This window comes from Cupriavidus cauae (genome assembly GCF_026210475.1).
GTDB lineage: Bacteria > Pseudomonadota > Gammaproteobacteria > Burkholderiales > Burkholderiaceae > Cupriavidus > Cupriavidus cauae.
In genome coordinates, this window is record NZ_CP080294.1 from 1925402 (window position 1) to 1950690 (window position 25289).

The window sequence follows — 25289 nt, forward strand, 5'->3', positions numbered from 1 at the left end:
CGCGTCGAGGGATGTGCCGGGCAGTATGCCGCTGCCCACGTTTGGGCGAACCGTGCTTGCCTTTGCTCCTCAGGCCGTGCCTGACGTGCCGTGCCTATCCAGCTGCGTACGCAGGAAGCTGACCTGATCCGCCACGACGATCCGTCGCACCGCCTCCAGCTGCGGATCGGCGCCCGGAAGCGTTCGGGCGTGCGCGATCGCCGCATGCCAGTCATCAATGGACCGGATATCACCAGACCGGATACTTACTTCGAAGTGCGTTCTTCCCGGTGTCGGGACGAATCGATATCATCGAATCGGGCCCATCTCGAAAAACTGGCGCGGTCGATACGACAGGATTCGATCGCCGGAGAACTTTCCATGACATCGTATTTTCCCCTCCGCAGCGCGGGGTGGCTGGGCTCGCCCGTCTTCCGCATTTTAATGAACCGGCGCCATTCCCTTTACCGGCATGGCACGGCGGAGCTGGCCCATGCAAGCTGACGTCCGCACGCGCACCGCGGCATGTTCCTGCCGCGGCGTCGAACTCGTTCTGGCCGGCGAGCCGCACCGCGTCTACGCCTGCAGCTGCCTCGAATGCCAGCGCTGCACCGGTTCCGCGTTCTCTTACCGCGCGATCTATGCCGAATCGGCCATCGTCAGCCGAAAAGGCGAAACCAGGACGTGGCGGCGCACCGGGACATCGGGACAATGGCTGGAGCAGGAATTTTGCGCGAGGTGCGGATCCGTGGTGCTGATGCGAGCCGAAGCATTGAATGCAGCTATTTCCGTATCGGCCGGTTGCCTCGAGGACAGGGATTTTCCGGCGCCGCAATTGCTGCATTGGGCGAAGCGCAAGCACCGATGGCTTTGTCTGCAAGACATTGCGGAATCCCGCCCGCAATGAACCTGCCGCGGCCTCGCAATGATTCGCAGCATCGCGCCCAGCCCCGATCTCCCATCGGTAGATATCGCCGGCGGCAGCATTGTCCGTGGCAGGATCCGGTCGGGAGGCCGGCGGCGATGTCGGCGAGGCGGGTGAATTAAACATCGTCGAATTCACCGCCGACTGCAGTTCTGGTAATGTCTCGGCCTTGACGCCCCGTCAACCCAAGGCTGGCGCGGCGTCGAGCCAAGACCAGATACCAATACCAATACCAATAAATCCGGAAGGGGGGTCCCGGTCCATCGGCCGCACAGCGCGCCGGGGATCGGTTCAGCCTGGCGCATCGCCATGCCGCTTCCGGCGCAAGCTCTGCGGGAGGCCGGCCAATGACGCTCTACGAACTCAAGCCCAGATTCCAGGCGTGGCTGCGCCCGCTGGTCCAGGATCTGGCCGAGCGCGGTGCCACCGCCAATCAGGTGACGCTGGTGGCCGCGGCCGGCTCGCTGGCCGTCGGGGCGCTGGCGGCGATCGGCGCGCTGGTGGCTGAAACCTCCGTGCTGTTCCTGCTGTTCCCGCTGTGGCTGTTTGCGCGGATGGCGCTCAATGCGATCGACGGCATGCTGGCGCGCGAGCACGGCCAGAAGAGCGCGCTGGGCGCCTATCTGAACGAGCTGGGCGACATCGTCTCCGATGTCGCGCTGATCCTGCCGCTGGCCGCGCTGCCCGACTTCAACCTGGCCCAGGTCGGACCCTTTGCGCTGCTGGCGGTGATCGTCGAGGCCGCAGGGCTGATCGGTCCGCTGGCCGGCGCAAGCCGCCGCTACGACGGGCCCTTCGGCAAGAGCGATCGCGCTCTGGTGGTCGGCGCGATTGCGCTGTGGGCCGGCGTCGGGCTGGGGTTCGGCACGCTCGGGCCGTGGCTGTGGCTGCTGCTGTCACTGCTGTCCGTATTGACCATCGTCAACCGGGTCCGTCGCGGCGTCGCCGAAGCGCAGGCCCAGGCGCGGGCTCAAGCGCCGAGCCAGACCGCGGAGTAAGGCATGGACCGACTGTCGATGCGCCAGCCGCTGGAGCGGCAGTTCGAGACCCACGACGGGCAGACGCTGTTCTATCGGCATTGGCCGGCGCTCGAGGGACAGCCGCGCGGCGCGGTGGTGCTGTTCCATCGCGGGCACGAGCATTCCGGCCGTGTCGCCCACCTTGCCGACGAACTGAACCTGCCGGCCTACGACATCTTTGCGTGGGACGCCCGCGGCCATGGCCGCTCGCCGGGCGAGCGCGGCTACAGCCCGAGCCTGGCCGATTCCGTGCGCGATATCCAGACCTTCACCGGCCACATCGCCGCCAACCACGGCATCGCGCTGGAGCGGATGGCGGTGGTGGCGCAGAGCGTCGGCGCAGTGCTGGCCGCGACCTGGGTCCACGACTACGCGCCGCCGATCCGCGCGCTGGTGCTGGCCTCGCCGGCGTTCAAGGTCAAGCTGTACGTGCCATTCGCGCGCCCGGGCCTGAAGCTGATGCACCGGCTGCGGGGCAAGTTCTTCGTCAACAGCTATGTCAAGGCGAAGTTCCTGACGCACGATCCCGAGCGCATCGCCAGCTATGACACGGATCCGCTGATCACGCGGCCGATCGCGGTCAATATCCTGCTCGATCTGTACGACACCGCCGAGCGGATCGTCGCCGACGCGGCCGCGATTACCGTGCCGACGCAACTGCTGATTTCCGGCGCCGACTGGGTGGTCCATCGCGGGCCGCAGGACCGCTTCTACGAGCGGCTGGGCAGCCGGGTCAAGGAGCGCATCGTGCTCGATGGCTTCTATCACGACACGCTGGGCGAGCGCGATCGCCAGCGCGCGGTCGATGCGGCGCGACGCTTCATCCTGCGCGAGTTCGACACGCCGTCGGCGCCGCGCTCGCTGCTCGATGCCGACCAGATCGGGCCGTTCCGCGAGGAATCGGACCGGCTCGCCTCGGCACCGACCGGTCTTGCGGCGTGGTACTGGCGCGCGGCACGCGCCAACCTGAGGCTCGGCGGCCTGCTGTCCGACGGCGTGCGCCTCGGCCATGAAACCGGCTTCGATTCGGGCTCGACGCTCGACTACGTCTATCGCAACACGCCATCGGGCCGCGGCGCCCTGGGCCGGATGGCCGACCGCCAATACCTCGATGCGATCGGCTGGCGCGGCATCCGCCAGCGCAAGGTCCACGCCGAGGAACTGATTGCCGAGGCCGTGCGCCGGCTGCAGGCGGCCGGCATGCCGGTACGGATCGTCGATATCGCGGCCGGCCACGGCCGCTACGTGCTCGAGGCGCTGGAGAAGCTGGACCGTGCCGCGGTCGAATCGATCCTGCTGCGCGACTACAGCGCGCTGAACGTCGAGCAGGGCAGGGCGCTGATCGCGGCCAAGGGCCTGGGCGGCATGGCCCGCTTCGAGCAGGGCGACGCCTTCGATGGCGACGATCTGGCCGCGCTGTCGCCGGCGCCGACCTTGGCGGTCGTCTCCGGCCTGTACGAGCTGTTCCCCGACAACGCGATGATCCGCCGCTCGCTCGACGGCCTGGCGCGCGCGGTGCCGCCGGGCGGCTATCTGGTCTACACGGGCCAGCCGTGGCACCCGCAGCTGGAGTTCATCGCCCGCGCGCTGACCAGCCACCGCGCCGGTGCGGCCTGGGTGATGCGGCGCCGCTCGCAGGCCGAGATGGACGAACTGGTGCGCAGCGCCGGCTTCGACAAGGTGACGCAGCGGATCGACCGCTGGGGCATCTTCACCGTCAGCCTGGCGCGCAGGCGCGAGGCATGAGCGCCTTGCCTGCTCCCACGCAGCCCGGCATGCAACCCGGCTCGCAACCCGATACGCAACCCGGTACGCGACCGGGCACGCAGCCCACGACGCAACACGGCATGCACCCCGACGCGCCGCAGCCCGCCGCGGACGAGCCCCGCCCCTGGGGCCTGGCCTGCGTGCTGCTCGCGCTGGCCGGCGCGCTGTTCTTCTCGAGCTACGGCTTTGCCAACTGGCTGGCCAGCCAGCGCGCGGACGTGCCGTCGTTCTACTTCGGTTGGGAACGCGGCATCCCTTTCGTGCCGTGGACCATCGTGCCGTACTGGTCGATCGACCTGCTGTACGGCATCTCGTTCTTCCTGTGGCGCACGCGCGCCGCGCTGCTGACGCACGTCAAGCGCCTCGTTGCGGCGCAATTGATCTCGGTCGCCTGCTTCATCGCGTTCCCGCTGCGCTTCGCCTTCACGCGCCCCGCGGCGGACGGCCTGCCGGGGCAGCTGTTCACGTTGCTCGGGGGCTTCGACCTGCCGTTCAACCAGGCTCCGTCGCTGCATATCAGCCTGCTGATCGTCCTGTGGATCGCGTTCGCGGCGCATCTGCCCAGGCGCTGGCATTGGCTGCTGCATGGCTGGTTCGCGCTGATCGGCGTATCGGTGCTGACGACCTGGCAGCACCATCTGATCGACGTGCCGACCGGCGCGCTGGTCGGCTGGCTGTGCGTCTATCTATTTCCGCTGCGGCTGCCCGCGATCGCGGCCAGCGCGCCCGACGCGGCCACGCGCCGGCTCGCGCGCCGCTACGCGCTGGGCGCCGTGGCGACGCTGCTGTGCGCGCTGCTGGCGCTGGGCGCCTCGGTCACGCTCGCGCTGTTGCTGCTGTGGGGCGCGTTGGCGCTGGCCTGCGTCGCGCGGATCTATGCGCTGGCGGCGCCCGCCTGGTTCCAGAAGGACAGCGGCGGCACCATGGCGATGGCCGCGCGCTGGGTGCTGGCGCCCTATCTGCTGGGCGCCTTCCTCAATTCGCGCTGGTGGACGCGGCGGGCGCCGCAGGCGAGCGCCATCGCGGACGGTGTCTGGGTCGGACGCTTTCCCACGCAAGCCGATCTTCGCGCATCCGGTGCCGATGCCGTGCTCGACCTGAGCGCCGAACTGCCGCGCGCGGTTCGCGGCGATTCGCTCGCCTATCGTTGCGTGCCGATGCTGGATCTGACGGTGCCCACCGCGGCGCAGCTCGATCAGGCGGTGGCCCAGCTCGACGCCTGGCAGGCGGCCGGAAGGCGCGTGCTGGTCAGCTGCGCGCTCGGCTATTCGCGCAGCGCGATGGTGGTCGCCGCGTGGCTCGCGAGGCGTCAAGGCGGGGCCGATGCCGCGGCGGCTGTCGAAGCCGCGCTGGCGCATTTGCGCACGCACCGTCCCGCGGTCGTGCTCGGCGACGCCCATGCCGACGCGTTGCGGCGATGGGTCGCGCAGGGCCGCATACCGGAGCGCTCCCATGCATCCTGATGCGATGCGGGAAGACTCTGCCCGCAACACCGATGCCTGGACCGCCCATGCCGTCGCCGGCGCATTGTCGGGCGCCATCTGGATGGCAGGGACCGGCCTGGCCTTCGGTCTCGCCACCGTCTGGCTGCTGGCGACCGTCACGCTGCCGCGCTGGCTGACGGCCGTGCCGCTGCTGCTGGCGCTGGCCCAGTTCTGGCTGCTGCTGCGCGTCGCCATCGACCGCCGTCTGTTCGTGGCGCTGGCAACGAGCGCAAATCGCCACGGGGCTGCCGATCTGGCGGGCCTGGACACCGCGCTGTTGCAGCTGGGCTGGATTGCTCCGAGCCGGCAGGGCCGGACGATGGCCGACCGCGCCCGCGGTGCGCTGCGCCTGGTGCGAATCTGCGGCGCGCTGGCCGCGATCCAGCTTGTACTGACCTTTCTCATTTCGATCCTGGGATAACACCATGTGGATTGCCCGCGTGACCGCGCGCGCCATCATCGTCTTCGCCCGCCTGCTGACCGGCATGCGGGCCAACTGGCAGGGCTGCGTGCCGGCGGCGGTGCAGCGCGTCTACTTCGCCAACCACAGCAGCCACGGCGATTTCGTGCTGATCTGGGGCTGCCTGCCGCCGGAGCTGCGGCCGCGCACGCGTCCGGTGGCCGGCGCCGACTACTGGGACCGCTCGCCGCTGCGACGCTTCATCGGGCGCGATGTCTTTCGCGCGCTGCTGATCGACCGCACCCGCAGCGATCCGGGCAGCGATCCGGTCGCGCTGATGCGCGGCGCGCTCGAAGGCGGCGATTCGCTGATCCTGTTTCCCGAGGGCACGCGCAACACTACCGACGCGCGGCTGCTGCCGTTCAAGAGCGGGATCTTCCATCTGGCGCGCGCCTGCCCGTCGGTGGAGTTCGTGCCGGTCTGGATCGACAACCTGAACCGCGTGATGCCCAAGGGCGAATTCGTGCCGGTGCCGCTGCTGTGCACGGTCACGTTCGGCCAGCCGGTGTTACTGGCGCCGGACGACGACAAGGAACGCTTCCTCGCCCGATGCCGCGACGGCCTGCTCGCGCTCGCTCCCGTACTGGATTGACGCTGGATTGACCCTGGACTGACCCGCCATGCCCACCCTGCATTGGAACCACGAGACCTGGCTGCTGTTCGGCGGCCTGTTTGCCGTGCTGCTGCTCGCCTCGACCGTGACGCTGCTGCTGCGCTGGCGCCTCGCCGGCGGTGGCTCCCACCCGGTGATCGACAACCTCGCGCAGCGCGTCTGGGCATGGTGGTGGATGATCGGCGTGATGGGCGTGGCCTTCGCGCTCGGCCGCACCGCGGTGATCGTGCTGTTCTACCTGCTGTCGTTCTTCGCGTTGCGCGAGTTCGTCACCATCACGACCACCCGGCGCGGCGACCATCGTGCGATCGTGGCGGCCTTCTTCCTGTTCCTGCCGCTGCAGTACGTGCTGGTCTATGTGGACTGGTACGGCATGTTCTCGATCCTGATTCCGGTCTACGCTTTCCTGCTGCTGCCGATCCTGGCCGCGCTGTCGGCCGAGACCACGCGTTTTCTCGAACGCTGCGCGGGCGTGCAATGGGCGGTGATGATCTGCGTGTTCTGCATCTCGCATGTGCCGGCGCTGCTGACGCTGCCGATCCCCGGTTTTGAAGGCCGCAATCTGCTGCTGATCGCCTTCCTGGTGATCGTGGTGCAGGGCAGCGATGTGCTGCAGTACGTCTGGGGCAAGCTGTGCGGCAAGCGCAAGATCGCGCCGCTGCTGTCGCCGTCCAAGACGGTGGAGGGCTTCGTCGGCGGCGTGGCCAGCGCGACGGCGCTCGGTGCCGCGCTGTGGTGGATCACGCCGTTTGCGCCATGGCAGGCTGGCGCGATCGCGCTGGTCATCGCGCTGATGGGATTTCTCGGCGGGCTGGTGATGTCGGCGATCAAGCGCGACCGCGGCATCAAGGACTGGGGCCATATGATCCAGGGCCACGGCGGCATGCTGGACCGGCTCGACTCGGTGGTGTTTGCCGCGCCGGTGTTCTTCCATATCACGCGGTATTGGTGGGTGCCGTGATGGCGGCCTTTCCCGCGCGCTAGAGGCGCGCCGGCGCGCTGGCGGCCGCTCCCGCGCTAGAGCAGGCCGGCCCCTCGCATTGCCAGCCATGCGCCCGTGCCGATGCCGGCGGTTCCGATTGCCCTGGCAATCCCCGCACCGGCCGGCGCCAGGCGTTCGGCGCTGATTGCCGCGGTGGCCAGCGCCATGACGCCCAGGTCCATCACGCCCACGGCGGCCAGGCTCGCCGTCGCGCCGGCGCAGCACTGAATGCAGTGCAGGCCGAGGCCGAGGCCATGCCGCCATGCGGCCCCCGCGTTCTGCGCAGGCGCTCGCACGGACGCGTGCCGGCAGCCATCCAGCAAGCGAGCCTTCCACGGGGTGAATTGCAGGGCGCCGGCCGTGAGCACCACCAGGCCGGCGAGGGCCGGCATGGCCCGCGCCAGCGTCGGCCACTGCAGCGCGAGCGCGACCAGCGTGGCACCGAGGATGAAGACCGCCAATCCCAGCGCGGTCCACACGACGAAGTAGGCCGCCGCTGCCACCAGCGTCAGCCACGTCGCACGCCCGGTTGCTTCGGCGGCCACCCGATAGCGCCACAGCGCAGGCGCCACCGATGGCAGCATCATCGCGACCATCATCACGGCCCACATGCCGACGAAGGCCGCCGCGGCGCCGGCCCAGGTCTGCCCGCACATCGGCGTCCACGCCATCGACAGCGTCCAGCCGCCAGGCATCGGCGTGGCCGCCATCGACGGCATCGCGCCATGCAGCGCGCCATGCAGTGACACCGTGGCCGCCGTGCCGAGCCCGAACAGCGCCGCGCAGACGCCGAAGAAAACCCGCCGGCTCCCGTCCCTGCGCGCCGGCCCGGGGCCCGCGCAGCAACGCCCCCGCTCAGCGCTCGCCGTACTCGTCATGGCGGCGCCACCAGACACCCGTCTCGTTGCGACCCTTCGGCGCGCGGTCCAGCCACTGGTACATGCCCCACAGCCCGTCCAGCCCGCGCGCATACGCCGAGTAGGTGTGATAGACCACGCCGTCCTCCATCACGAAGGCGCTCAGGCCCGGCCGGTCGCGGTGGAAGGTCGCCGTGTCGGTGCCGCACATCGCGGCCACCTGGTCTTCCGCCGCCTGGCCGCCGCCTTCCATGTTGCGGCGCCATCCCCGCACCGCGGGCTCGCGGCGGTAGTTGTATTCGATGTCGCCATCGCGCTGCTGCGCGGTCGTGAAGGAGACGTGGAAGTCGGCGTTGAAGTCGCTGTCGTCCGACGACACCCACGGGAAGGTCCATCCCATGCGGTGCTTGTAGGCCTGCAGCTTGACAAGGGGCGCGCGGGACACGGCGGTCAGCGCGACGTCGTGGTTGGCGAGGTGGACCGCAAAGCCGTTGAAGCCGTCGGCGATCGCGGAGCACGACGGGCAGCCGGCCTTGTAATCGGGCCCGAACATGAAGTGGTAGACCAACAGCTGCGAGCGGCCGCGAAACAGGTCGGCCAGCGTCGCGGGACCGTCGTCGGTGTCGAAGCGGTAGGTCTTGTCGATCCGCAGCCAGGGCAGCGCCTGGCGCTGGCGCGCGATCTCGTCGCTGCGTCGCGTCAGGGCCTTCTCGGCCTCGAGCAGTTCCAGGCGGGCGGCCAGCCATTGTTCCCGGGTGGCGGTGGGGTGGGTTGTCATCGTGCTTCCTCCATGTGGACGTGGCGTGGTCCGCCAAGCTGTCGTGCAGCGCGGCGGCGGCACGCCGGGTCGGTTGATCCTCGTGCTAGATTAGGCGCCGGCTTCGACAGGGAGGGAGTGACAAGTGTGGCGTGATTCGAATGGACCCGACGATCTCGGCAGCGGCCCGCGCGCTGGCGGTCGGTGACCCGCTCGGGGCGCTCAATTGCGTCGCCCTGCGTGAGGACGCCCCGGCGCTCGCGCTGCGCGGCATCGCGATGGCGCAGCTCGGCGACCTCGCCCGAGCCAAGGCGCTGGTGCGCAGCGCCGCCCGTGCCTTCGGCAGCCGCGCGCCGATCGCGCGGGCAAGATGCGTCGTCGCCGAGGCCGAGATCGCCCTGGCCGTGCGCGACCTCGGCTGGCCGGCCAAGGCCCTCGATGCCGCCCGCTTGACGCTGGAAGCGCACGGCGACCGCGCCAACGCCGCGCATGCGCGCTATCTGGCGAGCCGGCGGCTGCTGTTGATCGGGCGGCTGGACGAGGCCGAGCACATGCTGGCCGGCGCCGATCCGGCGCAGCTGCCGCCCGCGATGAGGACGGCGCACGAACTGATCATCGCGGGCATCGCCATGCGGCGCGTGCATGCCGTGGCCGCGCGCGCTGCGCTGCAACGCGCTCGCCACGCCGCGCGTATGGCCGGCATTCCGGCGCTTGCCGCGGAGGTCGAGCGCGCCACCGCGATGCTCGACATCCCCGCCGCCCGCCTGATCGATCGCGGCCGATCGCGGCCGTTGCGGCTCGACGAGGTGGAAGCGCTGCTGGGATCGGACACGCTGGTGGTGGACGCCTGCCGGCATGCCGTCCGTCACGGCGGGACGGTGATTTCGCTGGCCACGCGGCCGGTGCTGTTCGCGCTGGCGCGGGCCCTGGGCGAGGCGTGGCCGCACGATCTGCCGCGCGACAGCCTGATCGCGCTGGCCTTCCGCATGAAACACGCCGATGCGACGCACCGCGCTCGGCTGCGCGTCGAAATGGGCCGGCTGCGCGGCGCGATTGCGTCGCTGGCGGAGATTGCCGCGACCCCACGCGGGTATGCCCTGGTGCCGCGCGCGACGCAGCAGGTCGTGGTGCTGGCGCGCCCGGTCGAGGAGCGGCACGGCTCGGTACTGGCGCTGCTGGCCGACGGCGAGTCGTGGTCCAGCTCGGGGCTGGCGCTGGCGCTCGGCGCCAGCCAGCGCACCGTGCAGCGCGCGCTCGATGCGCTGGCGGAGGCGGGGAAGGTACTGGCGATCGGCCACGGCCGCGCGCGCCGCTGGATGACGACGCCCGTGCCGGAAATCACGACGACCTTGTTACTCCCGGCAATATCGACCCTGGACTAGCATGGCAGCATCGAAGCGTGACCGCGCAGATTGTGCGAACGCGGTGACGCGCCTGTCGTCAACTTCCCACCAGGATGCCCCCATGAAAACCGCCCCCGCAGAAGTCCTTCACGAATACGGCCCGTTCCCGGGCGTCGACGCCGTGCATGGCGTTTCGTACGACGGCCAGCATGTCTGGGTCGCCACCGGCGACAAGCTCAAGGCCATGGACCCGTCCAGCGGCCAGATGCTTCGCACCCTCGATGTCACGGCCAACGCCGGCACCGCGTTCGACGGCCGCTACCTGTACCAGATCGCGGACGGCCGCATCGACAAGATCGACCCGCAGACCGGCGAGGTGGTGTCGTCGATTCCCGCGCCCACCAAGGACGGCAATTCGGGCCTGGCCTGGGCTGAAGGCTCGCTGTGGGTCGGCCAGCATCGCGAGCGCAAGATCCACCAGGTCGATCCCGAGACTGGCGCGATCCTGCGCACGCTGACGTCCGACCGCTTCGTCACCGGCGTCACCTGGGTCGACGGCGAACTGTGGCACGGCACCTGGGAGGGCGAGGCCAGCGATCTGCGCCATGTCGATCCCGCTACCGGCGAAGTGATCGAGCGCATCGAGATGCCGGCGGGCATGGGCGTGTCCGGGCTCGAATCCGATGGCGCGGATCGGTTCTTCTGCGGCGGCGGCCCCAGCGGGAAGGTCAGGGCGGTACGGCGCAAGGGGCGCGGGTCGAACGAAAACTCAGCGTCGCGGGCGTAGGCGGCGTCCGGGCAGCTTCTCATCGAGATAGTCCACCAGCGCCTGCTGCGCGGGCGTCAGCAGCCGCGCGCTGCAGACCAGCGCCAGCTCGGTCGGCGGCGGGGCCGGCAATCCGGCCCTGGCGCCGAGCACCACATGATCGTCCTGCACCGCGGTGGCCGGCAGCAGGCTCAGGCCGAGATTCGCCGCGACCGCAGCCTGGATGCTGACCAGGCTCTGGCTGGTGAAGGCGATGCGCCAGCTGCGGCCTGACGATTCGAGCGCGTGGATCGCCCGATCCCGGTACAGGCAGCCATGGCCGAACACCACCAGCGGCAGCGGGGCGGCGTCCATCGCGAAGTCCCGGCCCACGACCCATTTCAGCGTTTCCGGGCGGCGCAGCAGTACGGGCGCGCCATCGGCGTCGCGCTTGAGCAGCGCCAGGTCCAGCTCCTGCCGCGCGATCCGGTTGCCAAGTTCGACGCTGAGCCCGTTGACGGTATCGAGCCGGATCGCCGGATGGCGTTTGGCGAAGCCGGACAGCAGCGGAATCAGCCGCTTGACATCGAAATCGTCGGGCACGCCGAGCCGGATCACTCCGGCATTGCCCCGCGTCTGCATCATCGTCTCGGCCTCTTTCGCCAGATCGACCAGCCGGCGCGCGTAGCCCAGCAGCCGTTCGCCGGCCTCCGTCAGCGCAACGGACTTGCCGGCGCGCTGGCGCAGCAGCAGCGGCTGCGCCAGTTGGTCCTCAAGCTTGCGGATCTGCTGGCTGACGGTCGACTGCGTGCGGTGGACCCGCTCGCCGGCGCGCGTGAAGCCGCCCGCGTCGACGACGCTGACAAAGGTCTTGAGCAGTTCGAGATCGAGCATGATTTGATAATTCGATGAAGTTGCGCTGAAAATCGAATTTTCGAATTCAGCGGTCCCAGCTTAGCATGCGGCCATTCGCAACGTGAGAGCTGGAGACCGACCATGCAACCTTCCCATCGGCCCGAATGGCTGACCTTCGACTGCTACGGCACGCTGATCCAGTGGGACGAAGGCTTGTTGGCCTACGTCGATCGCCTGCTGTCCCGCAAGGGATGGCGCGGCGTCGATCCGCACGAGTTCATCCGGGTCTATGACGAGCACGAGCACCGGCTGGAGCAGACGCCGCCGCATCGCTCCTTCGCCGAAGTCTCGGCCCACTCGCTGCGCGCCGCACTGGAGGCGTTCGGGCTGCCGTTCGAGGCCAGCGACGCCGACGCGCTGACCCGCCATATCGCCGCAATGCCGCCGTTTCCCGAGGTCGTGCCGACGCTGGCATGGCTGAAGGCACAGGGCTTCAAGCTGTGCATCGTGTCGAATACCGACGACGCCATCATCGCGGGCAATGTCGCGCAGCTCGGGGGCCAGATCGACCGTATTGTGACGGCGCAGCAGGCCCGGGCCTACAAGCCGTCGCCGCGGCTGTTCCAGCATGCCCATGAGGCGATCGGCGTGTCGCAGGACCGGCTGCTGCATATCTGCGCCAGTCCGCACCTGGATCTCGCCGCCGCGCGGGACATGGGGTTCCGCTGCGTCTGGATCGATCGCGGCACGGCCCGCAAGCCCTTGCCCGACTATCGGCCGGACGCCGTGTTGCCCGATCTGGCCGGCCTGCGCCAGTTATTTGCTACGCTCGGGTGGGTGCAACCCTGAAGGAGCGATCCATGGCGCATCAACTTTCCAGCAAGGCGGCGGGAGATGCCGGCATGGCGGCGGCATTGCGCAGCGATCCCGCTGTCCTGCAGGCTCGCACCGATCTGGCGGCGTGCCTGCGCATGGCGGCACGGCTCGGGATGGCGGAGGGGATCTGCAACCATTTCTCGGCGACCCTGCCGGGACACCCCGGGCTGTTCCTTGTCAATCCGCTGGGGCTTGCCTTCTGCGAGGTCACGGCCTCGCGCCTGCTGGTCTGCCATGTCGACGGGCGCGTGATCGATGGCGAAGGCGAACCCGAGGCCACGGCCTTCTTCATCCACGCACGGCTGCATATGCGCAAACCGGCGGCGGTGGCGGCCTTCCATACGCATATGCCGAACGCGACCGCGCTGGCGATGGTCGACGGCGAACCGTTGGTCTGGGCCGGGCAGACCGCGCTGAAGTTCTACGGCCGGGTCGCCACGGTACCCTTCAACGGCTTGGCGCTGGATGAACTGGAGGGCGATCGCATTGCGGATGCGATGGGGGAGGCGGACATCGCCTTCCTGCGCAATCACGGCGTGATGGTGACCGCGCCCAATATCGCCCAGGCCTGGGACGATCTGTACTACCTCGAGCGCGCCGCCGAAGTCCAGGTGCGCGCGCACGGTACTGGCCGCCCGCTGCTGCCGGTGCCGCCGGACGTCGCCGCGCTGTGCGCGCGGCAGATGCGCGAGGGCGATCCCGACAGCGCGCGCCTGCATCTGGCCAGCATCCACCGGCAGCTGGCGCGGCTGGAGCCGGACTATCTCGATTGAGGCAGCTGGGCAGCCGCTGCCGCTCAACCCGCGGTCAGCAGATCGATCATCGCCCGTGCCGCCGCCGACTGGCGGCGGTGCGGCGCATAGATCAGCGAGAACGGCCGCGAGCGGCCGCGCAGATGCGGCAGCAATTCGACCAGTCTTCCCCTTTCGATGCGATCGCGCACGATAAAGTCGTAGCTCTGGCAGATGCCGGCGCCGTGCTCGGCCAGCGAGACCACGCCGAGCACATCGTCCGAAATCGCGATGGGCGAGGCGGTCTGCCAGTCGATGTCCCGATCGCCGTCGCGGAATACCCACGGCGCGATGCGGCCCGTCCTTGGCAGCACGAAGGGCAGGCAGACGTGGCGATGCAGATCGTCCAGCGTCCGCGGCGTGCCCGCGCGGCGCAGATAGTCGGGCGCCGCGACCAGGCATAGCGCCGCGTCCTCGAGCTTGCGCGCCACCAGCCCGCTGTCGGGCAGGTCGCCGAGGCGGATGGCCAGATCAAAGCCTTCCGCCACCAGGTCGACATTGCGGTTGGTGATGTTCAGCTCCACCTGCACGCGCGGATATTGCCGCGTAAAGCGCGCCAGCAGCGGCGGCAGCCGGTAGTGGCCATAGGTCGTCGGCACGCTGAGCCGGACCCTTCCCGACAGTTCCCCTTCCTGTCCTTGTATTTCGCGCTCGGCGTCGTCGAGCAGCGTGAAGGCGGCGCGCGCCTGCTCGACGTACTGCCGTCCCGCGTCGGTCAACCCGATGCGGCGCGTGGTCCGGCGCAGCAATTGGCTGCCGAGCCGGGCCTCGAGCCGGGCGATGGCCCGGCTCAGCACCGAGGGCGTGGTCGACAACGCCACCGCGCCCGCCGTGAACGACCCGTGCTCGACCACCGCCAGAAAGGCTTCCACGTCCCCAAGATGGTCGAAGCGGCGCGCCATTATGTCCTCCGAAGAACAGATGAATTCCTGACGGGCGAGTTTATCTCCGTTCGTGCGGGTAATAAAGTCCGGCATCACCACCCGACATCACCACCCGACAACGAGGAACCCCATGGACCTTCAACTGCAAGGCAAGACTGCCATCGTCACCGGCGCCACGGCCGGCATTGGCCTGGCCATCGCCCGCACCCTGGCGCGCGAGGGCGCCGCGGTGACCATCACGGGCCGTCATCGCGACAAGCTCGATGCCGCCGTCGCGGAGATCGCCGCGGCCGCGCCCTCCGCCAGCGTGTCGTGTTTCGTCGCCGACCTCGGCAGCGCGCGCGGTGCGGCCGCGCTGGCCGAGGCCGTGCCGGACACCGACATCCTGATCAACAACCTGGGCTACTACGAAGCCCGGCCCTTCGCGGAAATCACGGACGAGGACTGGCTGCGCATGCTCGACATCAACGTGATGTCCGGCGTGCGGCTGTCGCGCCATTACTTTCCGCGCATGCTGGAAAGGAACTGGGGCCGGGTGATCTTCATCTCCAGCGAGGTCGGCGCCTTCACGCCGCCGGACATGGTGCATTACGGCGTCAGCAAGTCGGCGCAGCTGGCGGTGTCGCGCGGCATGGCGGAGCTGACCAAGGGGACCGGCGTCACGGTCAACAGCGTGCTGCCGGCGGCGACGCGCTCGGACGGCATCGTCGAATACCTGCGCCAGACCGCGCCGCGCCCGGGCATGAGCGATGCCGAGATCGAGGCGCACTTCTTCGAGACGTACCGGCCCAGCTCGCTGATCGCCCGCATGATCGAGGCCGACGAGATCGCGGCGATGGTGGCGCTGCTCGCCAGTCCGCTCGGCGCGGCGTCCAATGGGGCCGCCGTTCGTGTCGAGGGCGGGTCGTTCCGTTCGATTCTTTGATCGGCGATCGCCGACCGCTCATCGCCGACCGCTCATCGTTCATCGCTCATCGCTCATCGCTCATCGCTGACCGCTCATCGTTCATCGCTGACCGCTCATCGTTCATCGCTCATCGCTCATCGCTGACCGCTCATCGTTCATCGCTGACCGCTCATCGTTCATCGCTGACCGGTCGCCCACCACGGACCTCCCATCACCGACCGCGACTTTGCCGACCATTCATCGCCGACAGGCACGGCCACGCGCCGTCAGCGCCTGTCGGCCCAAACTTCCGGACATCACCATGCTGCTTAACCCGTCCCGTCTCGCCGCGCTGACGTTCACCGCATTCACCGCATTCACCGCCGTCCCGGCATTCGCCGATACCGCCGCCCAGATCCCCCTCGAACGCTGGCGCAGCTATAAGGGCGTCAGCTGGGAGCCGTCCCGGCAGGGCGCGGACCCGGCGCCCTTCGCCGGCTCGGTCAACGCGCCGATCGCCGGCATTCATTTCGATGCGCGGGGCCGCGCCTTCGTCAGCACGCCCCGGCTGGTCTCCGCCGACGCGCCGGCGACGCTGAGCCTGCTCGATACCAGCGCGCGGAGCGGGCCGGCCCGGCTGTCGGCCTTTCCGTCGGTGGACGGCAATGCGGTCGATGCCGCCCCGGACACGCATCTGCGCAACGTGCTCGGCTTTCATATCGACCGCCGCAACGGCTGGCTGTGGGCGCTCGACATGGGCTTCGTCGCGGGCCAGGCCGAGGCCCCGGTGGGCGCGCAGAAGGTGATGGTCTACGACCTGCGTACCGGCCGCACGGTGCGGCGTATCGCGCTCGATGGCGTGGCGGACCGCAAGGGCAGCTTCCTGAACGATATCGTCGTCGACGAGCGGCGCCGGATCGCCTATGTCTCCGACAGCGGCCTGCGCAGCGCGCCGGACAATCAGGCGGGGCTGATCGTGGTGGACTTTGCCGCAGGCAAGGCGCGGCGCGTGCTGGACCGGCATGCGAGCCTGTTGCCGGAGCCCGGCGCGAAGGTGGTCTCGCATGGCGCCGAGGTGTGGCCGGGCAACCCGTTGAAACTCGGCATCAACGGCATCGCGCTGTCGCCTGATGCCGGCACGCTGTACTGGGCCGTTACCACGGGCACGCACGCCTATGCCGTGCCGACGCGGCTGCTGCGCGACAAGGGCGCCAGTGCGCAGACGTTGTCCGCGGCGGTGCGCGATCTCGGCGACGTCGGCGGCAATACCGATGGCATCGTCACCGACGCGAAGGGCAAGCTGTACATCACGGACGTGACGCGCAACGGCATCGTCAAGTACGACCCGGCCACCGGCGCGATGTCGCTGCTCGCGGCCGACGAGGGCGTGCTCTGGCCCGATACGCCCGCGCTGCTGCCCAACGGCGACCTGGTGTTCACCGCCAGCCATCTGAACGGGCATTTCGCGGGGGTGGTCAAGGCCGGCGAGGAGCGTTATGACCTGTGGCGCCTGCCGTTGCAATCGCGGAAACCGTCCCGGGACAAGCGCGACTGAGCCGGGGCGGCGCGGGGATTCGACGCGATGGGGCTTGGCAAGCGGGCGGTGGACAAAGGAAGATAGGCGCCATCCCCGTCAACCGACCCCTGGAGTAAAACGATGAGACTGATCGGCATGCTCGATTCCCCCTATGTGCGCCGCGCCGCGATCACGATGCGCCTGCTGGGGCTGTCCTTCCACCATGAACCGGTTTCGGTGTTCCGCACCTTCGAGCAGTTCCGCGCCATCAATCCGGTCGTCAAGGCGCCGTCGCTGGTCTGCGACAACGGCGTGGTGCTGATGGACTCGACGCTGATCATCGACTACGTCGAGGCGCTGGCCGGACGCAGCCTGATGCCGGCGGACCTGGCGGTGCGCCAGCGCGATCTGCGCGTCATCGGGCTGGCGCTGGCCGCGTGCGAGAAGGCCGTGCAGAACGTCTACGAGCACCAGCTGCGGCCGGCCGAGAAGCAGCACCAGCCGTGGGTGGAGCGCGTCGACGGCCAGCGCACCAGCGCCTTTGCCTTGCTGGAGGAAGAGGTCGCGCGCCTGGCGGTGCCGGTACAGGAGAGCGCGCTGTCGCAGGCGCAACTGACCACCGCGGTGGTGTGGACTTTTACGCAGGCCATGCTGCCGGGCGCGGTGGATCCGGCAAAGCATCCGGCCATCGCCTCGCTGACGGCGGCGGCGGAGCGCCTGCCGGCCTTCGAGGCGTATCCGCACGCTTGAGCGCGTCTCAGGGCCTCGACAGCCGCCTGGCCTCCTGGCGCGGCTGTTTGCCGGCACGGTCCCGTGGTGCAAACGCCGTGGCCTTGATTTCGACCAGGCCGCCGTCGGGGTTCAGGTCCGCCACGCCCAATTCCACCGCGACCGGATACGGCGCGGCAAAGAACTCGTCCCGAACCCGGCCGATGGCCGCCAGCTGGCCGGCCTTGTCCAGGGCGAGCCGTTGGCTGCCGAAGACATGGAACATCTGCAGTTCGACGACATCGTCCAGCCGCGCATCGCAGGCGAGCAGCAAGCGTTCGATCTGGCGGAAGACCCCACGCAATTCGTCGCAGAACGCCGGCTCGTCCATCGGCTCGGTGCGCCTGTTGCAGGCGACCACGCCGGAGAGATAGACGAAGTCGCCGACGCGGCGGGCAGGGGCATAGTGGAACTGCGCGACATCGTCCTCAAGCTCGGCCGGGATGGCCACCATGCCGGTGGCGGTTGGAATCTGACGAATGTCGGTGCTGACGGGATGGCTCATCGGTATTCTTGGCGGCTAAAAAATTTATCGATCGGTACAGAAATGGGCAAAAAACAACGGGTGCGTCAGACCCGTTGCATCGTTGCTCGAAGAGGAGCTGCGCTCAGGCGGCTGAGCGCGTGCCGACGAGCATAATTTGTTTTGTACCGATCAGTCAAATAATGCCGGTGCGCCGTTGTGGATTGCCGCGGCTGAACGCGCAGGGTACGCAGCGGCGCTGCCTCACTCCGCCCGCACTCCGCCCGCACTTCGCCCTTATTCCGCCCTTATTCCGCCCTTATTCCGCCCGGATATTCGCCCGCGCCGCGACGGCTCGCATCTCCGGCAACTCCTTCTCGACCCTGGCCTTGACCGCGGCGCCATTGCCATAGGCGGGCGTCAGCGCCAGTTCCACCAGTCGGGCGCGCGTGGCCGGGGCGTTGACGACGTCCGCCAAGGCCTTCTCCAGCTTCTGCTGGACCGGCGCCGGCAGCCCGGCCGGTGCGATCAGCGCGAACCACGTTCCCATCTGGAAGCCCGGATAGCCGCTCTCGGCGACCGTCGGCACCTGCGGCAAGGCCGGCAGGCGCTGCGGCGACAGCACGGCCAGCGGACGAATCCTGCCGGCCTTGATCAGCGGCAGACCCGCCACCACGGTGTCGACCGCGACCTGGACCTGGCCGCCGGCGAGCGCCGTCAGATTGGGCGCGCTGCCGTTGAAGGGCACATGCACCATGCGGATGCCGGCGGCCGACTTCAGCATCTCCCCCCCGAAATGCACCGACGAACCGGTGCCGAACGAGCCGTAGGAGAACTTGTCCGGATCGGCCTTTGCCTGCGTGACGAGGTCCTTGAGCGAATGCAGCGACGTGTCGGGATTGGCGACCAGCACCAGGCTCATATCGGCGACCAGGCCCAGCGGCGTGAAGCTCTTGATCGGGTCATAGGCGAGGTTGGGGCGAATTGCCGGGTTCAGCGTCAGCGTGGTGCTGGCCGCCAGCAGCAGCGTATAGCCATCGGGCGCGGCCTTGGCGACCTGCGTGGCGCCGATCACCGTGCTGGCGCCGGGCTTGTTTTCCACGACCACGGTCTGGCCGAGCTTCTCGCCGAGGCCCACGGCCAGCAGACGCCCGAGCACGTCGGTCGCGCCGCCCGCGGCAAAGGGCACCACCAGACGGATCGGGCGATCGGGATACGTCTGCGCCGCGGCTGGCGCCGTCGCCATGGCAAATGCGGCGGCCAGGCCGGTGCATGCAAGGAAGAATCGCTTCGGGGGCATTACGGTCATCAAGGGCACTCCTGCCAGCAGTGGTGGATTTCGATATCGATCGAGAGGCTGCGTTATTGCCGTATGTGGTGTGGCTCAGCCAAGCCAGGGACTGCGGACCCGCGAGAATCCGCCCGCCTGGTCGTAGGCATGGCCCAGCTGCAGCACGGCGGCATCGGTCTGCGCTGGCCCGATGATCTGAATGCCGGCGGGCAGGCCCTGCGGCCCGAAGCCGGCCGGCGCGGCGAGTGCCGGGAGACCGGCCATCGTCGCCGGCACCACGGTCTGCATCCAGCGGTGATAGGTGTCCATGTCGCGGCCGTCGATGGCGTGCGGCCAGTCCCATTCGGCGTCGAACGGAAACACCTGCGCGGCGGGCAGCACCAGATAGTCGTAGTGTGCGAACAGCTGGACCAGCGCCTGATACCAGGCGCTGCGCACGCACATCGCTTCGTACACGCGCGTGCTGGGCAGCGCCATGCCGCGCTCGATCTCCCATGCGGCCTCGGGCTTGAGCATCGCGCGCTTGGCGGGGTCGTGCCATAGCGCGGCATTGGCGCCGGCCACCGAGAAGCTGCGCAGATCGATCCATGCGTGCCACAGCTTTTCCAGATCGAATGCGGGCAGCGCGGGCTCGACGGTGCAGCCCAGCGTGCGGAAGTGGTCCAGCGCGCGGGCGCAGGTATCGAGCAGGCCCGGCTCGGTCGGCAATTGGCCGCCCAGGTCGCCCAGCCAGCCGATCCGTACGCCGGTCCAGTCGCGCTCCGGCGGCAGCGCGAAACTGCCCGGCGGCTCGCTGCGGCGCGTCAGCGGCAGGCGCGCATCGAAACCAGCCTGCACCGACAGCAGCATCGCCAGGTCCGGCACGTTGCGCGCCATCGGGCCGGCCACGCTGAACTGCTGGAAGAAAACCTCGTCGGTCGGGCCGTGCGGCACCAGCCCGAACGACGTGCGCAGCCCGTACACGTGGTTGAACGCCGCCGGCGTGCGCAGCGATCCCATCATGTCCGAGCCATCCGCCACCGGCAGCATGCGCAGTGCGACGGCGACCGCCGCTCCGCCGCTGCTGCCGCCCGCGGAGCGCGAGGGGTCGAAGGCGTTGCGCGTGGTGCCATAGACGGGGTTGTAGGTATGGCCGCCGAGGCCGAACTCGGGGGAATTGGTGCGCCCGACGAACAGCGCGCCAGCCTTGCGCATGCGCGCGAAGATCGCGGCATCGGTCTGCGTGACCTGTCCGGCGAAGATTGGCGAGCCCTTGGTCGTGACCATGCCCGCGGCCGGGCTGATGTCCTTCGGGGCCTGCGGGAAGCCATGCAGGGGACCACGGCTTTGCCCCTTGGCGAGTTCGGCATCGCGCTCGGCCGCCTGGGCACGGAGCGGATCGCGGTCGAGCGGGGCGACGATGGCGTTGACGCGCGGATTGTGGCGGTCGATCTGGTCGAAAAAGGCGTCGAGCACCTCGACGCACGAGACCTCCCGCGCATGGATGGCGCGGGACAGCGCGACGGCATCGAGTTCGACGATCGGGTCGGTGGGCTGGGCGGTCGGCCAATTGGCGGGCTGATTCGTGGACTGGCTGGAAGCGGTCTGGTCGGGCGCCATGGTGGTGGTGTCTCCTTCGTTGTTCCGGAAAAGCATACGGGTCGGGCCGGGTTTCGCACAATCGACGATTATTTCAAATATCCTTGCGTAAAACGCAAACCAGAACGGGCCTTTGCGCCAGGGAGCCGGATCGATGCTGTCGCACCGCCTGCAGGACACAGCCCTGCGCTATTTCCTCGAAGTGGTACGCAGCGGCTCGCTGACCGAGGCGGCGCAGCGGCTCAACGTCACCGTATCGGCGGTCAGCCGCCAGGTGGCCGCGCTGGAAACGCTGCTGGGCGTGCCACTGTTCGACCGCCGCCCGCGCGGCATGGTCGCCAGCGCCGCCGGGGAAGTGCTGGCGGCCTATGCCTTGCGAGGCGCGCTGGAAGCGGACCGCGTCGTCTCGGAAATCGCCGCCCTGCAGGGCTTGCGGCGCGGCCGTGTTCGCATCGCCAGCTCCGCGGGCTTCGCCATCGAATTCCTGCCGCGCTGCATCGCCGAATTCCGCGAGCGCTATCCCGGACTGCATTTCCATGTCCGCGTGGCGTCGCCCGCGGACGTGACCGGCATCGTGCTGCACGGCGACGCCGATATCGGCATCACCTATAGCCGCGCTGGCGAGCAGGGGATCCGCGTCGAACACCGGCAGCCCGCGCCCGTGATCGCCATCATGCGCCCCGACCATCCGCTGGCGCGCTTTCGCAGCGTGACGCTGGCGCAGATGCAGCCGTATCCGCTGGCATTGCCGGAGGCCGACAACACGGTGCGCCAGCTGTTCGATATCGCCGCCGGCGAACGCGGCATCGTGTTCGAGCCGGTGTTGGTCACCAATCATTTCGAGACGCTGACCAGTTTCGTGCTGCACGGGGGAGGGTTGTCGATTTCCGGTGCGGTGACCGTAGGCGACCGCTTGCGCCGCGGAGAACTGCACGCCGCGGTGATCCGGGAGCGGGGGATGAAGGGCAGGGCGATCGAACTACAGACGCTGGCGGGGCGGACGCTGCCGGAGGGGGTGAGGGCGTTTCTGGGGTTTGTGAGGGAGAGGTTGGGGGCGGAGGCGGGGGCGGCGGGGTGAGCGGGCATTTCCGCTGCGCGATACTTCAACTCCGTGGGAACGCCGCCGCCCCTCATGACATCCATCCCCATGAAAGAACCCGCTCGCCCACGCCCCCCGGCGCCGCGGCAACCGAGTCCACTTCATGGAGGAGCGATGAAATGAAACACATCCTGACGGCCCTATCCCTATGCTGCGCCGCGGCAATCGCGTGGGCCCAATCCCCGAACGACGCCCAGATTGCGGCCATCGTGGTCACAGCGAATCAAGTCGACATCGACGCCGGCGAGCTGGCGCGGACGAAGGCGAAGTCCAAGGAGGTGAAGGAGTTCGCGGACCTGATGGTCACCGACCACTCCAGCGTCAACAAGTCCGCAATGGACCTGGCGAAGAAGCTCGATCTCAAGCCCGAAGACAACCCCACGGCGCAGACCCTGAAGCGCGGCGGGGAAGCAAACATCGCCAGACTGAAGGGGCTCAAGGGGGAGGCCTTCGATAAGGCCTATGTCGATCAGGAGGTCGACTACCACCAGGCCGTACTGAACGCCCTGGACAAGACCCTGGTGCCGAGCGCCAGCAATGCCGAGTTGAAGGCTCTGCTGGTCAAGGTGCGGCCGGCGTTCGTCGCGCATCTGGAGCATGCGAAGCACCTGCAAGCCTCGCTGCCGAAGACCAAGAACGCGAAGACGAACAAGAAGCCATGAATTGGAGCCGGGGGACCATTCTGGGACCGCTGGTGATGGCGGCGGTCCTTGGCGGCACGGAGGTCGGTGCGGCGACCTATATTGTCACCATCGAGGGAATGGAATTTCGTCCTTCGACATTGATGGTGCACCGCGGCGATCGCGTCGTCTGGGTCAATCAGGATATCGTGCCGCATACCGCGACGTCGGCGGACGGCAGGACCTTCGATTCCGGCCATATCGCACCCGGTGCGTCATGGGAGCACGTGGTGCAGGGCGATGGATCGGTGCCCTACGTCTGCACGCTCCATCCGACCATGCAGGCGGTTCTGGATATTCGCAAGCGATGATCCCTTCCAGTGCAACGACGCCCGCTACCGGCCAGCCTCATGGCGAAGACCAGGAGCTGGCCCGGCGTATCGCGGCGGGCGATCGTTCCGCGTTCGAATTGCTGATCCGGCGGAACAACCGGCGTCTGTACCGTCTGGCGCGCGCGGCGCTGCGTGACGATGCGGAGGCGGAAGACGCGCTGCAGGAGGCCTATCTGTCGGCCTATCGCGCGATCGGCGAGTTCCGCGGCGACGCGGCGCTGGCGACCTGGCTGTCGCGGCTGGTACTGAATCAATGCCTCGGTCGATTGCGACGCCACGCACGCCGCGAGAAGGTGATTCCGATGGTGGCTTCATCCGGGGATGACGCTATGGAGCACGACTATCCCGCACCCGACGACGATGCACCGGACAGGGCATTCGCGCGTACCGAATTGCGCGGACTGATCGAGCGCCAGCTGGACCGGTTGCCCAAGACGTTCCGTCTCGTTTTCGTGATGCGCGAAGTCGAGGAAATGAGCGTGGAGGAGACCGCGCAGTGTCTCGATATTCCGGAGGCAACGGTCCGCAGCCGGCATTTCCGTGCACGCAGCCTGCTGCGGGAAGCGCTCGCTCGCGAGATCGATCTCGCCGGTCGCGATCTGTACGAATTCGGCGGCGTGCGCTGCGACCGGATCGTGCAAGGCGTGATGGCGCGCCTGGACCGCGAGAACGCAGGCAAGGCTTGAGCGGAGGGGCGGAATCGACATCGCCGCAAGGAGACCCCACATGACAATTTCACTCTGGCGTGGCACCACAAATCCGACCGGCTGGCCCTTGCTGGTCGAGGACATCCAGACCGATATCGCGATCGTCGGTGGCGGCATTACCGGGGTCAGTCTCGCCTGGCGCCTCGTGCAAGCTGGCCGCAGCGTGGTGCTGCTGGAGGCGAATGGGTTGGGCGTCGGGGATACCGGCAATTCCACCGGCAATCTCTACGCAACGGTCAGCAGTGGCCTGCATGCGCTTCGGCAGAAGTGGGGCGACGAGGTCGTGCGGCAGGTCACGCAGTCTCGCGCGGAAGCGGTCGATTGGATCGAGGAGCATGTCCATCGCCTCGGCATCGATTGCGCCTTCCGGCGCTGCCCCCTGGTGCGCTATCCGGCGTCGGCGAATGCGCGCGACGGGATCGAGGCGGAATTCGAGGCCTCGCTGGCCGCCGGTCTTGCGATCCGCAGGGAAGGGGCCTTGCCGCCAGGGTTGCCGCATGCGCACGGCGATGCGCTGGTGCTCGAGCAGCAGGCGCAATTTCATCCGCTTGCCTACGTGCTGGCGCTGGCCCGGCATGCGGCCGACAATGGCTGCCGCATCTTCGAGCGCTCGCCGGTGGTCGAAATCGACCGCGCGCAGCAACTGCTGCGAACGGAGCGGGGCAGCGTCCAGGCGCAGCACATCGTGCTCGCCACGCATTCGCCGAGCGGCTTCCATCTGATGCAAGCCGGCATGGTGCCGCATCGCGAGTACGGATTGGCGGCGCCATTGGACGGCGATTCGTTTCCGGTGGGGATCTTCTACGCCGAGGGCAGCGAGCGCCTGTCGGTGCGCGGGCTCGATACCACGCAGGGCAACTACCTGGTCTGCGTCGGCCAGACAGCAAAGACCGGTCAGCATGACGCGGCAGCGGCCATGGCAAAGCTGGAGGAATCGGCAAGGCAGCGCCTCGGCATTCGGCAGATTGCCTATCGCTGGTCGGCGCAGAACTTCCCGTCGCCGGACGGCTTGCCCTATATCGGCAAGGACGCCTTCGGCAGCTACATTGCGACCGGGTTCGCCACCGATGGCCTGACCTACGGCACGCTGGCCGCGGCCATCCTCGCGGACCAGATTCTCGGCGTCGACAACCGCTGGAGCGAGCTCTACAAGGCGACGCGGCTGACCGCGGTGAAATCGGCGAAGGGGACCGCCGAGGAAGTGGTCAGCATGGGGAAGGCCCTGATCCAGGACTATCTGACGCGTCGCCAGCACGAGCAACTGCAGAGCCTCGCACCGGGAAGCGCCGCGATCGCGGAACTGGAAGGCGAACGCGTCGCGGCCTATCGCGATGCCGCGGGGCGCCTGTTCGCGGTATCGCCCGTCTGCACGCACATGAAATGCATCGTGCATTGGAATGCTGTCGAGATGAGCTGGGACTGTCCCTGCCACGGCAGCCGTTTCGCGCCGGACGGCAGCGTGTTGTCGGGCCCCGCGCTCGCGCCGCTGACCATCAAGCTGGTCCCCGATCAGGAAAGCGGAACCTGAGCCGGCGCGACCGGGCCTGCATCGCGCCCGTTCTGCCATGCGGAAAATGGCGGAAAACCCCAACGTGTCGCGGGCTGGAACAGCCACTAAGATGAACCGGCAGC

27 protein-coding genes are annotated in these 25289 nt (G+C 68.5%); 20 read left to right on the top strand and 7 right to left on the bottom strand.

All coding sequences use genetic code 11. The features are described 5' to 3' along the window. Positions 1 to 90: 90 nt before the first annotated feature. The 8 genes from KZ686_RS23855 (at position 91) to KZ686_RS23890 (ending at position 7208) form a co-directional block, all read left to right on the top strand. Positions 91 to 483, top strand: a complete 393-nt coding sequence (locus tag KZ686_RS23855; RefSeq protein ID WP_226105785.1) for a hypothetical protein — start codon at positions 91 to 93, stop codon at positions 481 to 483. After that, positions 473 to 886: a GFA family protein gene (locus tag KZ686_RS23860; protein WP_265633890.1), complete on the top strand. Its 414-nt coding sequence runs from the start codon at positions 473 to 475 to the stop codon at positions 884 to 886. Before KZ686_RS23855 ends, KZ686_RS23860 begins: the two co-directional genes overlap by 11 nt. Before the next feature lie 365 nt (positions 887 to 1251). After that, a complete protein-coding gene (locus tag KZ686_RS23865) occupies positions 1252 to 1902 on the top strand; it encodes a CDP-alcohol phosphatidyltransferase family protein (RefSeq protein WP_149315988.1) in 651 nt (216 codons plus the stop codon). A 3-nt stretch (positions 1903 to 1905) separates the two neighbouring features. Next, the gene (locus tag KZ686_RS23870; protein WP_265633891.1) at positions 1906 to 3669 is read left to right on the top strand and encodes a bifunctional alpha/beta hydrolase/class I SAM-dependent methyltransferase; all 1764 of its coding nucleotides are present in this window, start codon (positions 1906 to 1908) and stop codon (positions 3667 to 3669) included. A gap of 101 nt (positions 3670 to 3770) precedes the next feature. Beyond that, positions 3771 to 5153 carry a phosphatase PAP2/dual specificity phosphatase family protein gene (locus KZ686_RS23875; protein ID WP_149316469.1) on the top strand — a complete coding sequence of 461 codons (1383 nt, stop codon included), beginning with the start codon at positions 3771 to 3773 and terminating at the stop codon, positions 5151 to 5153. Next, entirely contained in the window at positions 5143 to 5595 is a 453-nt protein-coding gene (locus tag KZ686_RS23880; protein WP_226105780.1) for a hypothetical protein, read from the top strand. Before KZ686_RS23875 ends, KZ686_RS23880 begins: the two co-directional genes overlap by 11 nt. Positions 5596 to 5599: 4 nt before the next feature. Further along, complete coding sequence (locus KZ686_RS23885; protein ID WP_149315986.1) at positions 5600 to 6226, top strand: lysophospholipid acyltransferase family protein; 627 nt, start codon at positions 5600 to 5602, stop codon at positions 6224 to 6226. 28 nt (positions 6227 to 6254) lie between these two features. Next, entirely contained in the window at positions 6255 to 7208 is a 954-nt protein-coding gene (locus tag KZ686_RS23890) for a phosphatidate cytidylyltransferase (RefSeq protein WP_150083897.1), read from the top strand. Between the two features lie 56 nt (positions 7209 to 7264). Here the strand turns inward: KZ686_RS23890 and KZ686_RS23895 are convergent, their stop codons facing one another. Together KZ686_RS23895 and KZ686_RS23900 are read right to left on the bottom strand one after the other, a co-directional pair. Continuing rightward, complete coding sequence (locus tag KZ686_RS23895; RefSeq protein ID WP_262484769.1) at positions 7265 to 7978, bottom strand: DUF2182 domain-containing protein; 714 nt, start codon at positions 7976 to 7978, stop codon at positions 7265 to 7267. 106 nt (positions 7979 to 8084) lie between these two features. Continuing rightward, positions 8085 to 8864: a DUF899 domain-containing protein gene (locus KZ686_RS23900; RefSeq protein WP_149315984.1), complete on the bottom strand. Its 780-nt coding sequence runs from the start codon at positions 8862 to 8864 to the stop codon at positions 8085 to 8087. A 140-nt stretch (positions 8865 to 9004) separates the two neighbouring features. Between KZ686_RS23900 and KZ686_RS23905 the strand changes: the two genes are divergently transcribed. Then, the gene (locus KZ686_RS23905; RefSeq protein ID WP_265633892.1) at positions 9005 to 10225 is read left to right on the top strand and encodes a helix-turn-helix domain-containing protein; all 1221 of its coding nucleotides are present in this window, start codon (positions 9005 to 9007) and stop codon (positions 10223 to 10225) included. Positions 10226 to 10307: 82 nt separating this feature from the next. Continuing rightward, a complete protein-coding gene (locus KZ686_RS23910; RefSeq protein WP_149315982.1) occupies positions 10308 to 10973 on the top strand; it encodes a Vgb family protein in 666 nt (221 codons plus the stop codon). Here KZ686_RS23910 and KZ686_RS23915 read toward each other — a convergent pair. Next, on the bottom strand, positions 10956 to 11825 hold the full coding sequence (locus KZ686_RS23915) for a LysR substrate-binding domain-containing protein (RefSeq protein WP_265633893.1): 870 nt from the start codon (positions 11823 to 11825) through the stop codon (positions 10956 to 10958). The genes KZ686_RS23910 and KZ686_RS23915 overlap by 18 nt on opposite strands. Positions 11826 to 11927: 102 nt before the next feature. Here KZ686_RS23915 and KZ686_RS23920 point away from each other — a divergent pair, with 102 nt between their 5' ends. Further along, on the top strand, positions 11928 to 12635 hold the full coding sequence (locus tag KZ686_RS23920; RefSeq protein WP_265633894.1) for a haloacid dehalogenase type II: 708 nt from the start codon (positions 11928 to 11930) through the stop codon (positions 12633 to 12635). Positions 12636 to 12646: 11 nt separating this feature from the next. Next, positions 12647 to 13435: an aldolase gene (locus KZ686_RS23925; RefSeq protein ID WP_265633895.1), complete on the top strand. Its 789-nt coding sequence runs from the start codon at positions 12647 to 12649 to the stop codon at positions 13433 to 13435. A 23-nt stretch (positions 13436 to 13458) separates the two neighbouring features. On the opposite strand, the gene KZ686_RS23930 is transcribed toward KZ686_RS23925, so the two are convergent. After that, positions 13459 to 14355: a LysR family transcriptional regulator gene (locus tag KZ686_RS23930; protein WP_149315978.1), complete on the bottom strand. Its 897-nt coding sequence runs from the start codon at positions 14353 to 14355 to the stop codon at positions 13459 to 13461. Positions 14356 to 14467: 112 nt separating this feature from the next. Here KZ686_RS23930 and KZ686_RS23935 point away from each other — a divergent pair, with 112 nt between their 5' ends. The 3 genes from KZ686_RS23935 to KZ686_RS23945 all read left to right on the top strand — a co-directional run bounded on the left by KZ686_RS23935 (position 14468) and on the right by KZ686_RS23945 (position 17489). Next, positions 14468 to 15262 (top strand): SDR family NAD(P)-dependent oxidoreductase, encoded by a 795-nt coding sequence (locus KZ686_RS23935; RefSeq protein ID WP_265633896.1) that lies wholly within the window; start codon positions 14468 to 14470, stop codon positions 15260 to 15262. A gap of 283 nt (positions 15263 to 15545) precedes the next feature. Beyond that, positions 15546 to 16778 carry an L-dopachrome tautomerase-related protein gene (locus KZ686_RS23940; RefSeq protein WP_265633898.1) on the top strand — a complete coding sequence of 411 codons (1233 nt, stop codon included), beginning with the start codon at positions 15546 to 15548 and terminating at the stop codon, positions 16776 to 16778. Positions 16779 to 16880: 102 nt separating this feature from the next. Continuing rightward, complete coding sequence (locus tag KZ686_RS23945; RefSeq protein ID WP_265633899.1) at positions 16881 to 17489, top strand: glutathione S-transferase; 609 nt, start codon at positions 16881 to 16883, stop codon at positions 17487 to 17489. Between the two features lie 7 nt (positions 17490 to 17496). Here the strand turns inward: KZ686_RS23945 and KZ686_RS23950 are convergent, their stop codons facing one another. From KZ686_RS23950 to KZ686_RS23960, 3 genes are all read right to left on the bottom strand, one after another. Next, positions 17497 to 18012, bottom strand: coding sequence for a Rid family hydrolase (locus KZ686_RS23950; RefSeq protein WP_265633900.1), 516 nt, complete (start codon positions 18010 to 18012; stop codon positions 17497 to 17499). Positions 18013 to 18289: 277 nt separating this feature from the next. Continuing rightward, positions 18290 to 19279, bottom strand: a complete 990-nt coding sequence (locus tag KZ686_RS23955; protein WP_150083907.1) for a Bug family tripartite tricarboxylate transporter substrate binding protein — start codon at positions 19277 to 19279, stop codon at positions 18290 to 18292. 75 nt (positions 19280 to 19354) lie between these two features. Next, positions 19355 to 20860 carry an amidase gene (locus KZ686_RS23960; protein WP_265633901.1) on the bottom strand — a complete coding sequence of 502 codons (1506 nt, stop codon included), beginning with the start codon at positions 20858 to 20860 and terminating at the stop codon, positions 19355 to 19357. Positions 20861 to 20993: 133 nt separating this feature from the next. Between KZ686_RS23960 and KZ686_RS23965 the strand changes: the two genes are divergently transcribed. From KZ686_RS23965 to KZ686_RS23985, 5 genes are all read left to right on the top strand, one after another. Then, positions 20994 to 21917, top strand: a complete 924-nt coding sequence (locus tag KZ686_RS23965) for a LysR substrate-binding domain-containing protein (protein ID WP_150083909.1) — start codon at positions 20994 to 20996, stop codon at positions 21915 to 21917. 140 nt (positions 21918 to 22057) lie between these two features. Further along, complete coding sequence (locus tag KZ686_RS23970; protein WP_265633902.1) at positions 22058 to 22600, top strand: DUF4142 domain-containing protein; 543 nt, start codon at positions 22058 to 22060, stop codon at positions 22598 to 22600. Between the two features lie 35 nt (positions 22601 to 22635). After that, a complete protein-coding gene (locus KZ686_RS23975; RefSeq protein ID WP_150083991.1) occupies positions 22636 to 22929 on the top strand; it encodes a plastocyanin/azurin family copper-binding protein in 294 nt (97 codons plus the stop codon). Continuing rightward, on the top strand, positions 22926 to 23636 hold the full coding sequence (locus tag KZ686_RS23980; protein WP_226106298.1) for an RNA polymerase sigma factor: 711 nt from the start codon (positions 22926 to 22928) through the stop codon (positions 23634 to 23636). The genes KZ686_RS23975 and KZ686_RS23980 overlap by 4 nt, the downstream gene beginning before the upstream one ends. Positions 23637 to 23676: 40 nt before the next feature. Next, on the top strand, positions 23677 to 25185 hold the full coding sequence (locus KZ686_RS23985; RefSeq protein WP_265633903.1) for an FAD-dependent oxidoreductase: 1509 nt from the start codon (positions 23677 to 23679) through the stop codon (positions 25183 to 25185). Positions 25186 to 25289: the final 104 nt, after the last annotated feature.

What these genes read in the sequence shown, in the direction of transcription:
- KZ686_RS23905 (WP_265633892.1), top strand. Translation starts at nt 9,005, where the DNA reads ATGGACCCGACGATCTCGGCAGCGGCCCGCGCGCTGGCGGTCGGTGAC.
- KZ686_RS23880 (WP_226105780.1), top strand. Translation starts at nt 5,143, where the DNA reads ATGCATCCTGATGCGATGCGGGAAGACTCTGCCCGCAACACCGATGCC.
- KZ686_RS23875 (WP_149316469.1), top strand. Translation starts at nt 3,771, where the DNA reads ATGCACCCCGACGCGCCGCAGCCCGCCGCGGACGAGCCCCGCCCCTGG.
- KZ686_RS23915 (WP_265633893.1), bottom strand. Translation starts at nt 11,825, where the DNA reads ATGCTCGATCTCGAACTGCTCAAGACCTTTGTCAGCGTCGTCGACGCG.
- KZ686_RS23940 (WP_265633898.1), top strand. Translation starts at nt 15,546, where the DNA reads ATGCTGCTTAACCCGTCCCGTCTCGCCGCGCTGACGTTCACCGCATTC.
- KZ686_RS23930 (WP_149315978.1), bottom strand. Translation starts at nt 14,355, where the DNA reads ATGGCGCGCCGCTTCGACCATCTTGGGGACGTGGAAGCCTTTCTGGCG.
- KZ686_RS23955 (WP_150083907.1), bottom strand. Translation starts at nt 19,279, where the DNA reads ATGACCGTAATGCCCCCGAAGCGATTCTTCCTTGCATGCACCGGCCTG.
- KZ686_RS23975 (WP_150083991.1), top strand. Translation starts at nt 22,636, where the DNA reads ATGGCGGCGGTCCTTGGCGGCACGGAGGTCGGTGCGGCGACCTATATT.
- KZ686_RS23920 (WP_265633894.1), top strand. Translation starts at nt 11,928, where the DNA reads ATGCAACCTTCCCATCGGCCCGAATGGCTGACCTTCGACTGCTACGGC.
- KZ686_RS23890 (WP_150083897.1), top strand. Translation starts at nt 6,255, where the DNA reads ATGCCCACCCTGCATTGGAACCACGAGACCTGGCTGCTGTTCGGCGGC.
- KZ686_RS23885 (WP_149315986.1), top strand. Translation starts at nt 5,600, where the DNA reads ATGTGGATTGCCCGCGTGACCGCGCGCGCCATCATCGTCTTCGCCCGC.
- KZ686_RS23965 (WP_150083909.1), top strand. Translation starts at nt 20,994, where the DNA reads ATGCTGTCGCACCGCCTGCAGGACACAGCCCTGCGCTATTTCCTCGAA.
- KZ686_RS23860 (WP_265633890.1), top strand. Translation starts at nt 473, where the DNA reads ATGCAAGCTGACGTCCGCACGCGCACCGCGGCATGTTCCTGCCGCGGC.
- KZ686_RS23960 (WP_265633901.1), bottom strand. Translation starts at nt 20,860, where the DNA reads ATGGCGCCCGACCAGACCGCTTCCAGCCAGTCCACGAATCAGCCCGCC.
- KZ686_RS23865 (WP_149315988.1), top strand. Translation starts at nt 1,252, where the DNA reads ATGACGCTCTACGAACTCAAGCCCAGATTCCAGGCGTGGCTGCGCCCG.
- KZ686_RS23870 (WP_265633891.1), top strand. Translation starts at nt 1,906, where the DNA reads ATGGACCGACTGTCGATGCGCCAGCCGCTGGAGCGGCAGTTCGAGACC.
- KZ686_RS23980 (WP_226106298.1), top strand. Translation starts at nt 22,926, where the DNA reads ATGATCCCTTCCAGTGCAACGACGCCCGCTACCGGCCAGCCTCATGGC.
- KZ686_RS23950 (WP_265633900.1), bottom strand. Translation starts at nt 18,012, where the DNA reads ATGAGCCATCCCGTCAGCACCGACATTCGTCAGATTCCAACCGCCACC.
- KZ686_RS23910 (WP_149315982.1), top strand. Translation starts at nt 10,308, where the DNA reads ATGAAAACCGCCCCCGCAGAAGTCCTTCACGAATACGGCCCGTTCCCG.
- KZ686_RS23925 (WP_265633895.1), top strand. Translation starts at nt 12,647, where the DNA reads ATGGCGCATCAACTTTCCAGCAAGGCGGCGGGAGATGCCGGCATGGCG.
- KZ686_RS23945 (WP_265633899.1), top strand. Translation starts at nt 16,881, where the DNA reads ATGAGACTGATCGGCATGCTCGATTCCCCCTATGTGCGCCGCGCCGCG.
- KZ686_RS23970 (WP_265633902.1), top strand. Translation starts at nt 22,058, where the DNA reads ATGAAACACATCCTGACGGCCCTATCCCTATGCTGCGCCGCGGCAATC.
- KZ686_RS23935 (WP_265633896.1), top strand. Translation starts at nt 14,468, where the DNA reads ATGGACCTTCAACTGCAAGGCAAGACTGCCATCGTCACCGGCGCCACG.
- KZ686_RS23985 (WP_265633903.1), top strand. Translation starts at nt 23,677, where the DNA reads ATGACAATTTCACTCTGGCGTGGCACCACAAATCCGACCGGCTGGCCC.
- KZ686_RS23900 (WP_149315984.1), bottom strand. Translation starts at nt 8,864, where the DNA reads ATGACAACCCACCCCACCGCCACCCGGGAACAATGGCTGGCCGCCCGC.